The sequence below is a fragment of the Phaeobacter porticola genome, assembly GCF_001888185.1.
GTDB classification, from domain to species: Bacteria; Pseudomonadota; Alphaproteobacteria; order Rhodobacterales; family Rhodobacteraceae; genus Phaeobacter; species Phaeobacter porticola.
The window spans coordinates 3,008,019-3,026,302 of sequence record NZ_CP016364.1; the positions used below are offsets into that span (position 1 = coordinate 3,008,019).

Annotated in this window: 15 protein-coding genes; 12 read left to right on the plus strand and 3 right to left on the minus strand. The window is 57.6% G+C overall.

Annotated elements, in window-relative coordinates; translation table 11 throughout:
• Positions 1 to 30: 30 nt before the first annotated feature.
• Together PhaeoP97_RS14340 and PhaeoP97_RS14345 are read right to left on the minus strand one after the other, a co-directional pair.
• Entirely contained in the window at positions 31 to 660 is a 630-nt protein-coding gene (locus PhaeoP97_RS14340; RefSeq protein WP_072505639.1) for a glutathione S-transferase family protein, read from the minus strand.
• Positions 661 to 785: 125 nt separating this feature from the next.
• A complete protein-coding gene (locus PhaeoP97_RS14345) occupies positions 786 to 1,295 on the minus strand; it encodes a class I SAM-dependent methyltransferase (protein WP_072505640.1) in 510 nt (169 codons plus the stop codon).
• Positions 1,296 to 1,571: 276 nt separating this feature from the next.
• On the opposite strand from PhaeoP97_RS14345, the gene PhaeoP97_RS14350 reads away from it, so the two are divergent.
• From PhaeoP97_RS14350 to PhaeoP97_RS14370, 5 genes are read left to right on the plus strand one after another with little or no spacing between them, the layout of a single operon-like run.
• Positions 1,572 to 3,350, plus strand: coding sequence for an ABC transporter ATP-binding protein (locus PhaeoP97_RS14350; protein WP_072505641.1), 1,779 nt, complete (start codon positions 1,572 to 1,574; stop codon positions 3,348 to 3,350).
• Positions 3,343 to 5,283 (plus strand): ABC transporter substrate-binding protein, encoded by a 1,941-nt coding sequence (locus PhaeoP97_RS14355; protein WP_072505642.1) that lies wholly within the window; start codon positions 3,343 to 3,345, stop codon positions 5,281 to 5,283. Before PhaeoP97_RS14350 ends, PhaeoP97_RS14355 begins: the two co-directional genes overlap by 8 nt.
• A gap of 14 nt (positions 5,284 to 5,297) precedes the next feature.
• The gene (locus PhaeoP97_RS14360; protein ID WP_072505643.1) at positions 5,298 to 6,326 is read left to right on the plus strand and encodes an ABC transporter permease; all 1,029 of its coding nucleotides are present in this window, start codon (positions 5,298 to 5,300) and stop codon (positions 6,324 to 6,326) included.
• A complete protein-coding gene (locus tag PhaeoP97_RS14365) occupies positions 6,323 to 7,477 on the plus strand; it encodes an ABC transporter permease (protein ID WP_072505644.1) in 1,155 nt (384 codons plus the stop codon). Before PhaeoP97_RS14360 ends, PhaeoP97_RS14365 begins: the two co-directional genes overlap by 4 nt.
• A gap of 37 nt (positions 7,478 to 7,514) precedes the next feature.
• Positions 7,515 to 8,894, plus strand: coding sequence for a CoA transferase (locus PhaeoP97_RS14370; protein ID WP_072505645.1), 1,380 nt, complete (start codon positions 7,515 to 7,517; stop codon positions 8,892 to 8,894).
• A 4-nt stretch (positions 8,895 to 8,898) separates the two neighbouring features.
• Here the strand turns inward: PhaeoP97_RS14370 and PhaeoP97_RS14375 are convergent, their stop codons facing one another.
• A complete protein-coding gene (locus PhaeoP97_RS14375) occupies positions 8,899 to 11,238 on the minus strand; it encodes a mechanosensitive ion channel domain-containing protein (RefSeq protein ID WP_072505646.1) in 2,340 nt (779 codons plus the stop codon).
• Between the two features lie 523 nt (positions 11,239 to 11,761).
• Here PhaeoP97_RS14375 and PhaeoP97_RS14380 point away from each other — a divergent pair.
• Genes PhaeoP97_RS14380 through PhaeoP97_RS14410 form a run of 7 tightly spaced genes read left to right on the plus strand, consistent with a single transcriptional unit; the run spans position 11,762 to position 18,281 of the window.
• Entirely contained in the window at positions 11,762 to 12,970 is a 1,209-nt protein-coding gene (locus PhaeoP97_RS14380) for a glycosyltransferase family protein (protein WP_072506502.1), read from the plus strand.
• Positions 12,970 to 14,217 (plus strand): glycosyltransferase family 4 protein, encoded by a 1,248-nt coding sequence (locus tag PhaeoP97_RS14385; RefSeq protein WP_072505647.1) that lies wholly within the window; start codon positions 12,970 to 12,972, stop codon positions 14,215 to 14,217. The genes PhaeoP97_RS14380 and PhaeoP97_RS14385 overlap by 1 nt, the downstream gene beginning before the upstream one ends.
• Positions 14,214 to 15,332, plus strand: coding sequence for a glycosyltransferase family 4 protein (locus PhaeoP97_RS14390; protein ID WP_237028946.1), 1,119 nt, complete (start codon positions 14,214 to 14,216; stop codon positions 15,330 to 15,332). The genes PhaeoP97_RS14385 and PhaeoP97_RS14390 overlap by 4 nt, the downstream gene beginning before the upstream one ends.
• A complete protein-coding gene (locus PhaeoP97_RS14395) occupies positions 15,329 to 15,916 on the plus strand; it encodes a histidine phosphatase family protein (protein ID WP_072505648.1) in 588 nt (195 codons plus the stop codon). Before PhaeoP97_RS14390 ends, PhaeoP97_RS14395 begins: the two co-directional genes overlap by 4 nt.
• The gene (locus PhaeoP97_RS14400) at positions 15,913 to 17,049 is read left to right on the plus strand and encodes a glycosyltransferase family protein (RefSeq protein ID WP_072505649.1); all 1,137 of its coding nucleotides are present in this window, start codon (positions 15,913 to 15,915) and stop codon (positions 17,047 to 17,049) included. The genes PhaeoP97_RS14395 and PhaeoP97_RS14400 overlap by 4 nt, the downstream gene beginning before the upstream one ends.
• Positions 17,046 to 17,804, plus strand: coding sequence for a polysaccharide deacetylase family protein (locus tag PhaeoP97_RS14405; RefSeq protein WP_072505650.1), 759 nt, complete (start codon positions 17,046 to 17,048; stop codon positions 17,802 to 17,804). The genes PhaeoP97_RS14400 and PhaeoP97_RS14405 overlap by 4 nt, the downstream gene beginning before the upstream one ends.
• Positions 17,805 to 18,281: a class I SAM-dependent methyltransferase gene (locus PhaeoP97_RS14410; protein ID WP_072505651.1), complete on the plus strand. Its 477-nt coding sequence runs from the start codon at positions 17,805 to 17,807 to the stop codon at positions 18,279 to 18,281. It abuts the gene before it with no gap.
• Positions 18,282 to 18,284: the final 3 nt, after the last annotated feature.

The following is an 18,284-nucleotide window of genomic DNA, read 5'->3' on the forward strand; positions in this document are numbered from 1 at the left end:
CCCGCTGTCCATCCGTTCGGGACGGGGTTGTCAAAGCCGGGCGCTGGGCCGCTCCGCTATGCGGTCGTGCCACGCATGTGTCGCGGTACTGCTCTCAGGAATTCGCATTTTGATAACCCGCGCAAAATCAACAAAGACAAAAGCCGCAATATCAGCAAGGGTCAGGTGATCCAGCGCCACATAAGCACTTTGCTGAAGACGAGCCTCCAGCAGGTCAAAGAATTTCTTGGTGCGCGCACGCCCACGCTCGGCCAGTTCGGGCAGCTGCGCATAATTTTCCGGGCCAGGGATGGCACGATGAGCGAACGCCGGATGACTGTTGCGCAGCGCTTCGCCAATGGGCAGACCACCCTGAGCTTCCACAATAGCATGCCACATCAATACCTGCCCCTTCTCGGCGGGTGTGCGCCCCATCAAGGGCGGGTCCGGGTGCAATGCCTCCAGATAGGCCGCGATACCCAAGTTCTCAGTCAGCGTCAGGCCGTCGTCCGTCACCAATACCGGAATAGTGGCACGTGGATTGATCGACCGAAACGCTTCGGATAATTGCTCTCCCTTAGCGATGGAGATGTCGCGGGTTTCTATTTGCAGGCCCTTTTCCGCAATGAACATCCGTGCGCGTCTTGGGTTCGGCGCAGTGCTGCAATCGTAAAAAATCATATCCCAACCTCTCGTCTGACCTGCGCAGCCTGCGCACACATCAGCCTAGGTCCGGTCGTCGTTCCAGCGCCAGACAAACCCCACGTCGCAACGACACGCACACATGCCTAGGATAAACTATAGGCTCAGCTGATCCGTTGATAGATATAGCAACGGCCGGGGACAGCTCCGTCAGGCAGAGGTTGCTCTTCCAATGCGTCAAAATACATCCGATCCGACGACACCATCAGCCCCCCGACTGACAACAGCGGCTCCACCAACGGCGAAACCATCCGGGCAAACATGTCGTTCTTTTCCCTGCTGTGCCCGCCCAGGTCGGCATGGATCAGGCTAGCGCCGACAGGAAACCGCGAACATGCAGCGGGTAGCGTGTCGCGAACATCACCCAAAATAGTCAGCTCTTCAGCCGGGGTGCTATCGGGATGCGAGGCGACAGCGCGTTCAAACACGTAAATGTCGCGGTCGCGGATACGTTCGCGCATGTGGTGAAACGTACGCCCGTTGCCCAGGCCCAATTCAAACACCGGCTCAGCGCGTCCCGCTGTCTTGGCGATTGCTGCATCCAGACAGGCGCGCTGCGATACCATACGGTCGATGAACAAATCCAGCCGGGTGGTGGTGCGTTGCTCGCTCATGGCTTTTTCCCTCGGGGTGACTGGTGGCGGCGAAGTCTGCCTGTTGCGATAGCTCTGACAGAGATTGTCGTGAATGTGTAGTATGCACAGACTATGCATCACCTACACGCAATACGAGATCACGGGCCTCTCGGGCGCTCAATTTTTCGACAGTGATCTTTATGGGATCGAAATGGGATTTGACTATTGCCCTAATGGCGCGCGACAGTAGGCGAAAAAAACAGGGGATATGTAACCGCGATGCCAGCGTCTCAACAGCTGGGCGGCTTAGGCTAAATGACGCCACTGCTGTCTGTCGAAAACCTTAGTATCGGCTTTGGCCGGGATGAATCTGTTGTACGGGACGTGAATTTTTCCGTCTCGCCAGGTGAAACCGTTGCGCTTGTTGGTGAAAGCGGATCTGGCAAGACCGTAACCTGCAGAGCTGTGCTGCGCATTCTGCCTAAGGCCGCCCAGATCCGATCCGGACAAATGATCTGGCGCGGGGTCAATGGTGGTGGCGAACGTGACCTGCGCACGCTGGGTGAACGGCAGATGCGTGACATTCGCGGCAATGAAATCGCGATGATCTTTCAGGAACCGATGCGATCTCTCTCGCCCTTGCACCGCATTGGCAACCAAGTCGCCGAAGTGCTTTGGTTACATGGCGGTAAAAGCGAACGCGCAGCCAAACGCGAGGTTCTAACCTGTTTTGAACGTGTCGGATTTCCCGACCCCGAACGCACGTACAAATCCTACCCGTTCGAGCTGTCCGGAGGCATGCGCCAACGCGCCATGATCGCGATGGCAATGGTGGCCAAACCGGATCTGTTGATCGCAGATGAACCCACCACCGCCCTAGATGTGACAACGCAGGCGCAGGTGTTGGGCCTGATGAAAGACCTGCAACGCGACACCGGCATGGCAATGATCCTGGTCACTCATGATCTGGGTGTCGTGGCAAATATGGCCGAGCAAGTTGTGGTCATGCACAAGGGCCGCGTCATGGAAGCCGGGAGCGCGAATGCCGTACTGGGCGCGCCAGCCCACCCTTATACGCAGGCTCTGTTCAAGGCAGCACCGGAAATCCCTGAGACCCCGGAACCCGTGTCGCCGGTTCCTCAGGCTGATATCATCCTTGAAATGCGCAACGTTTCAAAAACCTATGCACTGCGGGCGGGCAAGGGATGGTCGGCACCAACCTTGATCCACGCCTGCAAAGAGCTGAATCTGTCGCTGCCCCGTGGCAAGACGCTGGCCATCGTCGGGGAGAGCGGATCTGGGAAAACCACTGCGGCACGCATTGCGCTTGGCGCAGAGCCTCCAGATCTGGGCGGCGAGGTGTTGTTTCGTGCAACGAGCGAGGCCGCCCCAATTGCAGTGCACGATCTGGACCGGAGCGCGCGCAAGAAGTTTCAGCGCGCCGCGCAGATGGTGTTTCAGGACCCCTACTCTTCCCTTTCACCGCGTATGCGGATTCAAGACGCCATTGTTGAACCGTTAGAGATTCATGGTCTTGGCACCCGCAGCAGCCGTCGTGACCGCGCCGCTGAGATGCTGCGACTGGTGGGGCTGCAACCGGATATGCTACTTCGCTATCCGCATGCATTCTCCGGCGGCCAACGCCAGCGCCTGTCAATTGCACGGGCACTGATGCTGGACCCGGCGCTGATCGTTTGCGACGAGCCGACATCAGCATTGGATGTCTCGGTACAGGAACAGATCCTGCGTCTGTTAGAAGATATTCGTGATCAACAACAGCTGTCCTATCTCTTTATCAGTCATGATCTGGCAGTGGTGGCGCGGATCGCAGATGAAGTGGCCGTGATGCGTCGTGGTATGGTCGTTGAACAAGCCCCCCCAGAGACGCTGTTTTACAATCCACAGCACCCCTACACCAAGGCGCTGATCGCAGCTCAGCCAGAACCCAGCATCGCGCGCCCAATAGATCTAAAGCTGGTCGCTCAGGGCGCCGGATCACCCGACAGCTGGCCAGATCGTTTCAAATTCTCCGGCATCTCGGCCCCGCCACTGGTGCAAGTGGAGCCCGGACATAAGGTACGTTGTCATGTTTAATCTGCAAAGATCCTTCCTAGTACTGACAAGAAGCGCAATTTTGGGTCCTGTTATCTCATCTGCGATAGCGCTCTCTGCTATCGCAGCCCCTAATGCCCAAGAAAGTAACTTCTGGGCTCAGGAGGTCGAGGCTGGTGATCTGCCACCCGTCGGCCAGCGCCTGCCCGACATGCCGCTGGTGGTTGATCTTGATGTGAAAGGCCGCGAGGCAGGCACGCCAGGTGGCACGCTTAACACCATGGTGACCCGGTCCAAGGATATTCGCCAGATGGTGGTCTATGGCTACGCCCGGCTCGCCGGGTATGATGAAGACTACCACCTCCGACCCGATATCCTGCTTGGATTTGAGGTAGAGAACAATCGCCGCTTCACCCTGAATCTGCGCCCTGGTCATCGCTGGTCCAACGGTGATCCATTCACCGCTGCCGATTTCGAGTATTGGTGGAAAGATGTCGCAAACAATTTGCTGCTGAACCCCACCGGTGTTCCCGATTACTTGCGGGTCAATGGCGCCCTTCCCACGGTCAGCTTCCCCGATGAGACAACCGTGATCTATGAATGGGACGCTCCAAATCCCAGTTTCCTGCACAGCCTGGCCCAGGCAAGCCCTCCGTTTATTTATCGTCCATCGACCTATCTGAAACAGTTTCACGCAGACTACGCCGATCCAGAAAAGCTCGCTGAAGAGGTCGACTATGCCCGTGTTAAGAGCTGGGCCGCGCTGCACAACAAGCTCGACAATATGTACAAATTTGACAACCATGAGCTGCCAACGTTGCAGCCATGGATCAATGCCACCTCTGGCAAGAAGATCCGCCATCTCTTTGTGCGCAATCCCTACTACCACCGCATCGACAGCAATGGCGTGCAGCTGCCCTATATCGACACCGTCGAAATGGAGATTGTTGCCGGTGGGTTGGTCGCCGCCAAAGCAAACGCGGGCGAAGCTGATCTTCAGGCTCGCGGCCTCGGCTTTCGCGACATTCCAATCCTGCGCAAGGGCGAGAGCGACGGAGCAAACTACAAAACCTATCTTTGGGGAAATGGCACCGCATCGCAGATCGCCATCTATCCAAACCTAAACGTCAATGACGACCAGTGGCGCAGCTTACTGCGGGACACACGGGTTCGACGCGCCCTATCGGTTGCAATCAACCGCGCAGGCATCAACAAGGCGCTCTATTTCAAACTGGCCAAACCTGGTGCCATGACCGTATTGGAGGCCAGTCCATTTTTTGATCCCGCCCTGCGCAAAGCTTGGGCACAATATGATCCCGAGTTGGCCAACAAATTGCTCGACGAGGCCGGTCTCGACCAGCGCGATGGGTATGGCATTCGCAAGCTGCCAGATGGGCGCCCGATGGAGCTGGTGGTGGAAACAGCAGGCGAACGCCAAGAGGTCGAGAACGCGCTACAGATTATCTCAGATGACTGGCGCGATGTTGGCGTCAAACTGGTGATGCGCCCACTGGACCGCGATATTCTGCGCAACAGAGTGTTTTCAGGAACAACAATGGCCTCGGTCTGGTATGGCTGGGACAATGGCCTGCCGCAGATCTATACCTCTCCGGCCTATCTGGCGCCAACCGATCAAGTGTTTTTGTCTTGGCCCAAATGGGGACAATTCCACCAGACTGGCGGCGACGTTGGTGAAGCCCCGGATCTCGCCCCGGCCCAGCGGCTGTTGGAACTTTGGCACAGCTGGGAAGCTGCGGAAACAGATGAGGCGCGCACAGCGGTGTGGCAGGAAATGTTGAAGATCCATGCCGACGAGGTCTATGCAATTGGCCTGGTCGCTGCAGCACCGCAGCCTGTTGTCGTCAGCAAGCGCCTTCGCAATGTACCGGCCAAGGGCATCTGGGCTTGGGATCCGGGCGCGCATTTTGGCATCTACCGCCCGGATGAGTTCTTCTTCGAAGACGGCAAAGGTTGAGGGAACGCAATCTGATGGAGATCCTGCGCTACGCCATTTACCGATTTGGGACCATGCTGCTGACGCTGCTGGTGGTGTCGGTGCTTGTCTTTATCATCATCAATCTGCCACCGGGCGACTACCTGTCGAACCAAATTGCAGAGCTGCGGGCCTCTGGCCAGTCTTCAGGTGTGGCCAAGGCCGAATTCCTGCGCAAGGAATACGCCTTGGACCGCTCACTTTGGCAGCAATACATGATCTGGATGGGTTTCATGCCTGGTCCGCACGGGTTTTCCGGCATGATACAGGGCAATTTTGGCTGGTCTTTTGAATTTGATCGACCAGTCGCCGAGATTGTCGGCGAGAGCCTCTGGCTTACTGTGTTGGTCAATGTCGCGGCCGTATTGTTCGTCTACATGGTCGCGCTGCCGCTGGGTGTTCTGGCCGCTGCGCGGTCTAGGACTTGGGTCGACTATACATCAGCCTTTGTTGGCTATCTTGGTCTTGCTACGCCCAACTTCCTGCTGGCGCTGATCCTGTTCTACTATGGTCACAAGTACTTTGACCTGCCGATTGGTGGACTAATGGATCCGGCGATGGAGGGAGAACCGATGAGCTGGGACAAAGTGAAATCCATTCTGATCCACCTGATCGTCCCAACCTTTGTCATCGGCACCTCAGGGGCGTCTGCGATGATGCAACGACTACGGGCCAATATGCTAGACGAGTTGGGCAAGCCCTATGTTGAAACGGCAATCGCCAAGGGTATGGCGCCGGCCCGCATGCTGACCAAATACCCCCTGCGGGTGGCCTTCAATCCATTTGTCGCTGATATTGGCAATCTGCTGCCCGCGATGATTTCAGGCTCTGTTTTGGTGTCTGTCGTATTGGGCCTGCAAACCATCGGGCCGACACTTTTGACCGCGCTCAAAACACAAGACATGTTCCTTAGTGGGTTTGTCCTGATGTTCGTGGCTTTGCTCACCCTAATCGGCACGATGATTTCTGATGTGCTCTTGGTGATGCTGGACCCGCGCATCCGCTACGAGGAGCGCAAGAGATGAGCATTCAACACGACCACCACTATGTCGACGATCGCCCCTACGATCCCGATGCCGCACTGCGAGAACCGGAGCGTAAGGACCTGGATGCCTCAAATTGGGTGTTGATCTGGCGAAAGTTCAAGACACACAAGCTGGGGTTGGCCTCGGGTATCTTTCTGTTGATCTGCTATCTGCTCTTGCCAGTCATCGGCTTTGTCGCGCCCTATGGCCCGAATGATCGCGACAGCGAACATATCTATTCGCCACCGCAATCCGTTAATCTATTTCACGACGGCGGCCTGCGCGCGCCGTTCATCTACCCGATGACCTCCGAGGCCGATCTGGAGACCTTTCAGTGGGTATTCAAACCCGATCTGGAGAACCCGCAAGCACTCCGCTATTTCTGCGAGGGCGCGTCGTACAAAATTGCCGGTTTAATCCCTGCAGACACTCATCTGTTCTGTCCGCCTGAAGGCGCGACACTGTTCATTTGGGGATCGGACCGCCTTGGCCGTGATATTTTCAGCCGGATCCTCTATGGGGCTCAACTGTCTCTCACTGTAGGTCTGATCGGCATCACTGTGTCTTTTGTACTGGGGATCTTTTTTGGCTCTCTCGCCGGATATTTCGGCGGCAAGCTGGATTGGGTGATCAATCGCATGATCGAAATTCTGCGCTCACTGCCCGAATTGCCGCTTTGGCTTGCCCTCTCTGCCGCCGTGCCTTCGAATTGGTCCCCTGTTGCAGTGTTTTTTGTCATCTCGATCATACTTGGCATTTTGGATTGGCCCGGTTTGGCCCGCTCTGTCAGGGCCAAATTTCTGTCCTTACGCGAAGAGGAATATGTACGCGCGGCCGAGATGATGGGGGCATCCTCTGGCCGGGTGATCCGCAAACACCTGCTGCCGAACTTCATGTCACATCTCATCGCTTCGGCCGCGCTATCGATTCCCGCAATGATCCTTGGTGAGACCGCATTATCGTTTCTGGGTCTTGGCTTACGTGCCCCGGCGGTAAGCTGGGGGGTCATGCTGAATGATGCTCAGAACCTCGCCTCGATCGAGATCTACCCCTGGACTGCGATCCCCATGCTACCGATTATTATTGTGGTTCTGGCGTTCAATTTCCTTGGCGACGGTCTGCGCGATAGTCTGGATCCCTATCAACAATAGGCCTGCCCGCCGACTTACAACAACACTGGAGGCGACCATGCGCGATCTTCCCGACGGCAATGATTTTTGTTTGGCCCCAGGCAGGGGCTGGAGCAGCTGCTATGCAGTGGATGAACTGGCCCAGCGTTCGATCGCAGCAGTCGGCGTTGCGTTGGCGGATCTGATGGCTGCGCAGAACCTAACTGCCAGCCCTGCTCAGGTAACCGTTGATCAACGTCTCGCCGCACTCTGGTTTCGCTATAGTTTTCGCCCCCAAGGCTGGGAAATGCCAAACCTATGGGACCCGCTGGCAGGCGATTATCGTACCGCCGATGGGTGGATAAGGCTCCATACCAACCTGCGCCATCACCGGGACGCGGCGCTTGCGGCCTTGGACTGTCCAGCCGACCCCAGTGCCGTGCGCAACGCAGTCGCTCAGCTGTCAGGGCAGACATTGGAGCAGGCCGTTGTCGCAGCAGGCGGAGTCGCAGCCACTATGCGCACCCACGCCGACTGGCAGGTCCACCCCCAAGGTCAGGCCGTCGGGGCAGAGCCGTTGATCCAGTTTGACAGCCCTCGCCGGATTTATCTGCGCAAGCGGTCAATGGCAACGCGGGAACGTCCACTGGCGGGATTGCGAGTTCTGGACCTGACACGGGTGCTGGCAGGCCCTGTGGCGACACGAACACTTGCTGGGTTTGGCGCCACAGTTCTACGGATCGATCCGCCCAATTGGGATGAACCTGGCGTTCTACAGGACATCGCACTGGGAAAGCATATGGCGGCGCTGGACTTGCGTACATCGGATGGGCGCGACCGCTTCGAAACCCTCCTGTCAGAGACGGATGTATTGGTCCACGGCTACCGTCCCGGTGCGCTTGACGGGTTGGGTTACAGCAAGACAAAGCTACGCGAACTTGTACCGAACCTAGTTGACGTGCGTTTAAATGCATATGGCTGGACCGGCCCTTGGGCTCAACGCCGCGGCTTTGACAGTTTGGTCCAGATGAGCAGTGGTATTGCCGACAAAGGGCGCCATTGGGCAGAGGGTTATCCGTCACAGCTTAACCCTGACGCGAAACCTGTTCCGCTGCCGGTTCAAGCATTGGACCATGCAACCGGCTATCTAATGGCAGCAGCTGTACTGCATTCTTTGGCACAGGCAACCAGAGGTGAACCGGTTGCCGATGCCCACCTATCGCTCGCCCGCACGGCCAAGGCCTTAGCAGATCTGACAGAGCGCCAAGTCACTGGCAATGCAGCCCGCGCCGACAATCTGACCGGAGCAGTCAACAGTGACTATGAACCCATCCAAGAGGCGACGAGTTGGGGACCAGGGAACCGGTTGCTGCCACCATTATCACTTGGCACAACACAGATGCGTTGGGACCGGCCTGCCATGGCATCAGATACGGCAGAACCGGTCTGGAGCAACTGACGTATCAGCGATCGTCACCACCCCCATCGTTTACATCCATCAGATCCTCATCAATCGCGGCCTGAACCGCACCTGCGGCCAAATCCCGCTTTTCTTTAGGGGGCAGATCTGCCTGATCCTCGGCAAGGCGTACCGTCACCTCGCGGTGCGCAAACTTGATCCCTTCGCGCGCAAAAAGATCGCGGATGTCTTGGAAGACCTTTTTGCGCACCAACCACTGATCGCCGGGTTTTGTCATGAACTTCACCCGAATGATCATCGCAGAATCCTGCATTTCAATCACCCCTTGCGATTTCAGCGGTTGAATGAACGTGTCGCCGATCACCGGGTCACTTAAGAGTTCCTGGCCGAGGTTCTTAATCAGCTTGCGCACCTTCTCGACATCGGTGTCATAAGTCACACGCAGCGGCAGTTTCATCATCACCCAGTCACGAGAATAGTTTGTCAGAACACGGATTTCGCCAAAGGGGATCGTATGTAGCGCGCCTAGGTGGTGGCGCAGCTGGAAAGAACGAACCGAAATCCGTTCGACCGTGCCTTTGACATCACCGATGTCGATATATTCGCCTTTGCGAAACGCATCATCGACCAGAAAGAACGCACCAGAGAAGATGTCGCGCACCAACGTCTGCGAACCAAAGCCAACCGCCAGGCCAACAACACCAGCACCAGCGAACAACGGGCTGACATTGATGCCAAGCTCCATCAACACGATCAGGATGATCGAAACAACAACCACCGCAAGGATTGCCCCCCGGAACAATGGCAACAGAGTGGCCAACCGGCTTGCTCCGCCAGCGCCGCCCTCATCGCCCAACTCTCCCACCGGCATTTCACCGACCTCTTCATCGATCTTGCTGTCGATCCAGATTCTGGCAATGTGGTAGACGATATAGCCGATGAACAGGATCACGATCACATCGCTCATCCGGTCCAGGCGTGAATTTTCCATCCAGGCAGCTTCAGGATTCCAGATTGTGACCATGGCAAAGAAGCCAACGGTGAAGGCCAGAATACCCGCAATACGGCGCGCCAGATCTTCGAACGTGGCAATTGGGTGCCGTTGTTGAATCGGCGTTGGAGCATCCGATTCTCCTTCGGTATCGTTTTCGCCGTTCTCATCCGAGCTGCTGATAAGCACCCGTTTGTGCGCACGATTGAAGAACTTCTCGATCACGTAGTTGATGATCCCGTAGACCACGAGAATTGAGGTCAATACAGAATAGCTGCCCGCCATCAGCGGCAGTGACATATCCCGCTCGAGCACCAGGTCAAAGGCCAGTTCCAGCCAGCCAAAGACAATGTAGAGTATCAGTACCGGTGCCCAGGCTACGGACAGCAGGCGCACCAGCCAGGAACATGCCTCTGGTGGACGGCCTGCACGGATCGCGTTGGAAATGGCACGCGCGTTGATGACCACCATGAGCAAATTGCCCAATGTCCCGACCAGCGCCAGCACGCCATAGACCAGCGCATAAACATTATAGTTGAGCCCAAAGTCCCCGACCCAAGTGGCAAAGAGCACCGAACAGATATCATAAGTCGCCAGCGCTGAAGCCCAGATGTAGAGATGTCGCGCGTCCCTGTCAGAAAACACCGGGATCCGATATTGACGCAGATAGGGTGACAGCACCATGCGCCACAAGTCAGAGACAGACCGGGACAAAAAGAAAGCAGTATAAATGGCGGTGACTGTAAATTTCACCGACGCATTACCAGAGCTGCCAAAAATCAAATAGGAGGTCAGGAGCGCAAAAACCATTGCAAAGATGGTTCCACCCACTCCCATGATGAATCGGAACACCAGAAATGGCATCTTATCCTGATAGCCTTCAGGGTGTTCTTTGATACGGGAGACCACAAGTTTCTTGGCAATACGTTTACCATATATCTCAACCGACACCCAACGGCCGATAAACAGCAGAAAAAGGCTCCACCCAAGCACCTTTACATAGGTGATGATACGCCCGTCCGGGCTGGTCTGGCGCAGAATATACTGTACCTCAAAGATCGAATAGGGCATTGCCTCAAGCCGGCTTTTCAGCGCGCCGCCAAATTCGTCCACCTCAGACTGCGCCTTCATCAGCGCCGAGGCACCTTCCATCTGGTCGCTGGCAGGGATGGGTGTGGCGCCGTCCGGCGTCTCGCCTGGGGACACCAATTTACCGCGACCATCAACAATGATGACACCAACGCCGCTATCTGCGGCTTGCTCAATCGCCTTGGCAAGATTGTCACCAGCGTTCGTGACTGTGGACTGAGCCGACACATTTCCAGCATTGAAGACGGCCAAAGCCACCCCAAGTGCTATGAAAACAAGAAACTGCGATATCAGCCGCCACATATGCGCCACCCCATTAATTTGTAACCATTATTCAACCAAGGCCGCAAAACGCGGCAAATATCAAGTCTTTGCACCTGGAGACAGGACCCGAACCCGGATTATCATCGCTGCGCAGCGCTTGATTGCAACTTATGCCTCTGCGCGTTATAGAAAATTCAGCGTACCACCCCGGACGCAACGACAAGGCGACGCCGGTGGACGCCGTTTGCCGTCGTGCAAGTCTGGGATCTGACGCAACAATAATCTGTGCCTTGGCCCGTTGCGTGTCAGGCTGTGCAACCTGAGGCGACACTATGCTGAGGCGGACCCTAGCCGAGCCCACACGCAGACCCGCTCATCCTGCGGATGGCCAGGCCTGTTCAGTGTCCTGCACTCGTCGCCACGATGTTGCGGTTTTTGTGAACCATCTGTGCCGTACCTCACATCACTTGATCTGGTTACTAGCAAGTCCATGTCGATCGGCATGTTTCATTGCTGCTTTCTCGGTCACGCCAACCTCTTTTCATCAGATGCAGGCCCAGCCATGACAGCCAATGCCCCCCTAAAAGCGTCTCGCGGTGCGCGGGTCATGCTCTACAGCCACGACACGTTTGGCTTGGGCCATCTGCGCCGCTCCCGTGCGCTGGCAGGGGCCATCACGGCGGCAGATCCGACAGCTTCAGCCCTGATCCTTACTGGGTCTCCTGTTGCGGGTCGCTTTGCCTTTCCATCGCGGGTCGACCATGTGCGTCTGCCCGGTGTCATCAAGCGCTCAGACGGGTCATACGACTCGCGCACTATGGGTATGTCGATCGAAGAGACAACAACCCTGCGTGCTGGGCTGATCCGATCTACTGCTCGTCAATATGCGCCCGATGTATTGATAGTGGACAAGGAACCAACCGGCTTTCGTGGTGAGTTGTTGCCAACATTGGAAGAACTGCACGAAAAAGGCCAAACTCAGCAGATCCTTGGCCTGCGCGATGTGCTCGATGAACCTGATGTGCTGGCCGCTGAATGGACGCGCAAGGATGCCGTTGCCGCAACAGAACGCTTCTACGACGAGATTTGGGTCTACGGCGTGCGATCGGTCTACGACCCGACGGCTGGCCTCCCCATCAGCGCAGCGGCTCAGGCGCGCATGCATTGGACCGGCTACCTGCGGCGTGATCTGGGGGATCTGGGAACGCCGCCGGAACAGCCTTATGTGTTAATTACCCCCGGTGGCGGTGGCGATGGCGCGATGATGGTTGATCTTGTACTGACCGCGTATGAGCGCGATCCTGATCTGGCGCCCCGTGCAATGCTGGTCTACGGACCGTTCCTGTCCGGTGACACGCGGACCGAATTCGAAACACGTGTTGCCGCTCTGAATGGTCGGGTCACTGCAGTCGGCTTTGAATCAGAAATCGAAACCCTGTTTGCAGGCGCGCAAGGCGTGGTGTGCATGGGCGGCTACAACACCTTCTGCGAGGTATTGTCCTTTGACAAACCCGCCGTGATCGTGCCCCGTACTACGCCGCGTCTGGAACAGTGGATCCGGGCCAGTCGGGCCGAGGAATTGGGTCTTACTGCGATGCTGGACGAAACCCGTGACGGCTGGACACCAGAGGCGATGATCCGCGCGATCCGCGCCCTTGTCGATCAGCCACCACCCTCCGCTGCAATCCCGGACGGCCTGCTTGACGGGTTGGACTATGTTACCGACCGGGTTGAGGCGTTGCTACACGGCACTGCTGGAAAGGCTCTGTGATGACCGACGCTCTGCGCCCGCCGCTCGCTGTTGTGGTCAAGGGCTGGCCCCGTCTCTCGGAGACTTTTATCGCACAGGAATTGGTCGCGCTGGAAGCAGCAGGCCATAGTTTTGAGATCTGGTCTCTGCGTCATCCCACCGATGTGAAACGGCATCCCCTGCACGAGAAACTAACCGCTACAGTGCGCTATCTACCTGAATATCTCTATCAGGAACCCGACCGAGTGTGGGCGGCCCGAACACAGGCGCAAGCGATGCCGGGCTATCGTACCGCTTATCAGATCTGGCGCGATGACCTGCGCCGCGACCCAAGCCCCAATCGTATTCGCCGCTTTGGCCAGGCCTGTGTTCTGGCTGCTGAAATGCCGGATGAGGTGTTGGGCCTATATGCCCATTTTCTGCATACGCCATCATCTGTTGCGCGTTACGCTGCAATCATGCGCGGGCTGCCCTGGAGTTTTTCCGCCCACGCCAAGGATATCTGGACTTCACCCGATTGGGAGCTGAGAGAGAAGCTGTCGGCTGACCATCACGGCGCAGTTTTTGGCGCGACATGCACCGGTTTTGGTGCCAAGCATCTGCAAAATATAGCTGATCACAGCGACCGGGTCGATCTGATCTACCATGGGCTAGACCTGTCGCGTTTTCCATCGCCACCGCAACGCAAGTGGCGTGCGCCCGGTGATCCGCTGCACCTGATGTCGGTTGGCCGCCTCGTCGAAAAGAAGGGCTTTGACCGGCTGATTGCGGCGCTCGCCTTATTACCGCAGACATTAGACTGGCATTGGACCCATATCGGCGGCGGAGAGATGCGTGATCTGTTGCAAGGCATCGCCGAAGATGCGGGTGTCGGTGATCGTATCACCTGGCGTGGCGCCTGCGACCAGCCAGAGGTGATCACAGCTATGCGGGCCTGCGATCTGTTCGTATTGCCCAGCCGTATTGCCAAAGACGGCGATCGCGACGGGTTGCCCAACGTGTTGATGGAAGCGGCCTCACAACGCCTACCGATCCTCTCCACCTCTGTCTCTGCGATCCCGGAGTTCATTGATAACGGCACACATGGCCTGCTGAGCGATGACAGCCCCGAAGCCCTGGCAGAGGCGATCCTGATGCTAAGCCGGAACCCGGAAAAAGCCGCCAGTATGGCAGAGGCCGCACTAGGACGGCTGCGCAAGGATTTTGGCATGGACCCAGGCATCGCGCGCCTGTCAGAACGTCTGACTGCGATGATGCGTGGCGCATGAAGCCGGGCCACGGCCACCACATCGCGTTTTATGCCCCGATGAAATCGCCCCAGCATCCGGTTCCATCTGGGGATCGCGAAATGGCGCGCAACCTGATGGGATTGTTATCAAAGACGGGGGCTGAAGTGACCCTCATCACCGAGTTGCGGATCTACGACAAACTTGGAGATCCCAAACGGCAGAAGGTCATGCGGACCAAAGCCGCGCTTGAGGTTGACAGGCTCTGTGCCGAGCTTGCGGCCCTACCCGAGACCGAGCGTCCAGTGCTTTGGCTCACTTATCACAATTATTACAAGGCCCCCGACCTGATTGGACCCGAGGTCGCAGATCGCTTGGGCATTCCTTATGTTCAAATAGAATCTACTCGCGCAAAAAAACGGCTGATTGGCCCTTGGGCAGATTTTGCAAAGGCCGCACATGATGCGGCTGATGCGGCGGCGGTGATCTTCTATCTCACCTCTCAGGACCACGAAACGCTTCTGCGCGATCGTTGCGCTGAACAGCAGCTGATTCATCTCTCCCCTTTCCTGCCCGGCGGCACCCTGCCGACGGCAAGTGCACTCTCTGGTCCGATGCTAAGCGTTGGCATGATGCGGACGGGAGACAAGCTGGCGTCCTATCGTATTCTGGCAGCGGCGCTGGCTGAGATCCCCGCCACTTGGCAGCTGGAGATCGCAGGCGACGGTCCGGCCCGCGCAGAGGTTGAGGCCCTGATGGCTCCGTTTGGAAATCAGGTGCGCTTTTTAGGTCAATTGCAGGCTGACGCATTGACAGCCGCTTACCAACGGGCGTCGTTCTTTGTCTGGCCTGGTGTCAATGAAGCCTTTGGCATGGTCTATCTTGAGGCCCAATCCCATGGCCTCCCAGTACTGGCGCAAGACCGTCCGGGCCTGCGCGATGTGGTGGCCCCGTGGGAAGATGCTGATCTCTCGCCGACACCAGAGGTCGGCCCAACGGGCTTCGCCGCGGCGATGTCGAGGCTTTTGACCGACGCCGATTTGCTTCGTCGCCAAGCCTGCCGCGTCCGCACGCACATTACTGACCGACATCTTGCACCAGCAGCTGCAAAAACGCTCTGGTCTGCTCTCACCCCCTTGCTGGAGATCACCCCATGATCAGACTTGCCCTCTTGCGTCACGGCCATACCCACTGGAACCGGGCAGGTCGGATTCAAGGGCGTAGCGACATTGAGCTGGATGCCGCCGCGCGCTCCGAACTCGCGGCACAAACTCTGCCCGCCCCTTGGGATTGTGCCGATCTCTGGTCCAGCCCGCTGAAGCGTGCCGCCGAGACGGCACAACTGATTGCTGGTCACGCCCCCCTGGCGGCACCAGAACTGATCGAAATGAACTGGGGCGATTGGGAGGGTCAGCTCGGTGTCGACCTAAAAGCGGATCCTAGCAGTGGTTTTCGCGATATCGAGCATTGGGGCTGGGATTATCGCCCCCCTGGCGGCGAAAGTCCGCAAGAGGTCTGGGATCGCATTGCTCCCTGGCTGGACCGTTTGACCGATGACACGGTGGCGGTTTGCCATATTGGCATCATGCGCATGATACTGGCGCGGGCTCATGGATGGGATTTTGATGGGCCCGCCCCGTTTCAGATCAAACGCAATCGGCTATTTGTGGTCGAAGTGCACGGTGATGAGCTACACGCGCTTCCAGATCCCATACGTCTTGCAAGGCGGGATCTTGCATGAAAGTTCTCATTGCAGTCACACATCTCCTTGGCACCGGGCATTTATCACGCGCGCTGACGTTGGGCCGCGCTTTTGCGATGGCGGGGCACCCGGTGTCTGTCGTCTCCGGTGGCGGAGAGGCACAGCACTTGGATCAAAGTGGTGTCGAATTGATGCAGCTACCCCCTTTGCGGTCCGACGGGGTCGATTTTTCCCGACTGCTGACACCTGACGGTGCTGTGGCCGATGATGCCTATTTCGACGACCGCATCTTCCAACTGTGCAACTGTCTGCGCGACATGCAGCCTGATGTACTAATCACGGAACTCTACCCCTTTGGCCGACGCAGCCTACGACGCGAATTTATCGCGTTGCTGGCTGCGGCCAAGTCTCTGCCTCGGCGCCCGGTCATCCTCTCGTCGATCCGCGACATCCTTGCGCCGCCGTCGACGCCCAAAAAGGCAAACGAAGCCGAAGCCGCTCTGGCAGCCCACTACGACGGAGTCTTGGTGCATTCCGACCCGCAGGCCACACAGCTTGCGACGTCTTGGCCGGTTACGCCTGCACTATCAAAAATGTTGCGCTACACCGGTTATGTCGCGCCGCAGGTTCCGGATCCCCATCCTCAGGGGCTTGGACAGGGCGAAATACTGGTCAGTGGCGGTGGTGGCAGTGTTGGTGACGCGCTCTATCGCACAGCGGTTGCAGCGGCACAGCTACGTCCAGGTATGCGCTGGCGCATTCTGGTCGGCGGTCGCGATGCAAGGGCTCGCATTGCAGCCTTAAAAACCTCCAAGTCTCCTGCGGTGCTGGAACCTGCGCGTCCCGATTTTCGCCAGATGTTGGACGGTGCTGCGGCGTCTGTCAGCATGTGCGGCTACAACACCGCGTTGGATCTGTTACAAACCGGGGTGCCCGCCGTCATTGTGCCATTCGATGCCGGCAAGGAGGTCGAGCAGTCCCTACGGGCCAACAGCCTGACCCAGCTGAACGGGATCGCCGCAATCACATCTGCGGAGCTGACCCCTGAACGGCTCTGCGCAGCGGTAGATCAAGTCATTGCAGCCCCACAGCGACCAACCGACAGCTTCCGATTTGACGGCGCCGCACGAACGGTAGAGATTGCCCACGACATGGCAAAGGAGCGCGCATGACCCCCGATTGGACTGCATTGGACAAGGAACTTGCCCGTTGGCAGGACGAAGGATTGATCCTGCCAGTATGGTGGCGGGATGATGATGCGATTGCGCCCACAGCACATTTGGACCGATTGACCAACCTGTCAGAGCGGTTGGCCCTACCCGCCCATCTTGCAATCGTAGCGCGGGATGCGACGCATGAGCTGGCCAAACAGGTGACAGCGACAGATACTCTGGTTCCTGTTGTCCATGGCTGGGCGCATCAGAACCACGCCCCCGCACAAGAGAAAAAAACCGAATTTGGCAGCCATCGGCCAATTGACGACGTGCTGGTCGATGCCGAAAACGGGCTGTCCAGGATGCGCGAGATGTTTGGCGACGATCTGCGTCCGATGTTTGTGCCCCCATGGAACCGCATTGCACCAGAGCTAGAGCCTTGGCTTGCTGGTATCGGCTTCACCGCCCTTTCGACATTCACGCCACGGCAACGCGCAAAGGCCGCGCCGGGATTGTGGCAGATAAACACACATCTCGATCCGATTGATTGGAGGGGAGCGCGCGCTCTGGTGCCGCCCACTTTGTTACTGTCTCAGGTCGTTACTCAGCTTGCTGCACGCCGAAAGGGCAACGCCGATGTTGCCGAACCCTACGGCATCCTGACCCACCATCTGGTTCAGGACGATGCGACCTGGGGGTTTTGCGAAGACCTAATGCGCCGCCTCTTGGACGGCCCTGGGCGCGCATGGGTATTCGACGAAAGGATTATCTGAATGAGCCGATTGGATTCCATGCTGCGCCGCCTGACTGCGCAGCGGGATGGATTGAACTGGGCCGCCGAGCAGGTCGGTAGCTTGAACGGTGACGTTCTTGACATTGGCCTTGGCAACGGGCGCACCTATGATCATCTGCGCGAAACCCTGCCACATCGACGGGTGCGCGTCATTGACCGGGTGTTGCAATGCCATCCATCCTGCGTCCCGCCCGCGGCGGATTTTCTGCAAGGCGAAGCCCGCCCAATGCTGGAACAGTTGGCCCACGATGCGCCGTCCATTGTACTGGCACATTATGATCTTGGCTTTGGCGTCAAGGAACAGGACGTGGCAGAGGCCGCAGCCCTGTCGCCAATTATCGCCGCTGTAATGGTGCCCGGCGGGATAGTCGTCTCAGGCCAACCGCTCGTCGGTTTTGTCGAGCTTGCAGGCCCTGAAGGCATTCCACCCGGTCGTTATCTGTTTTATCGGGCCTAAAAA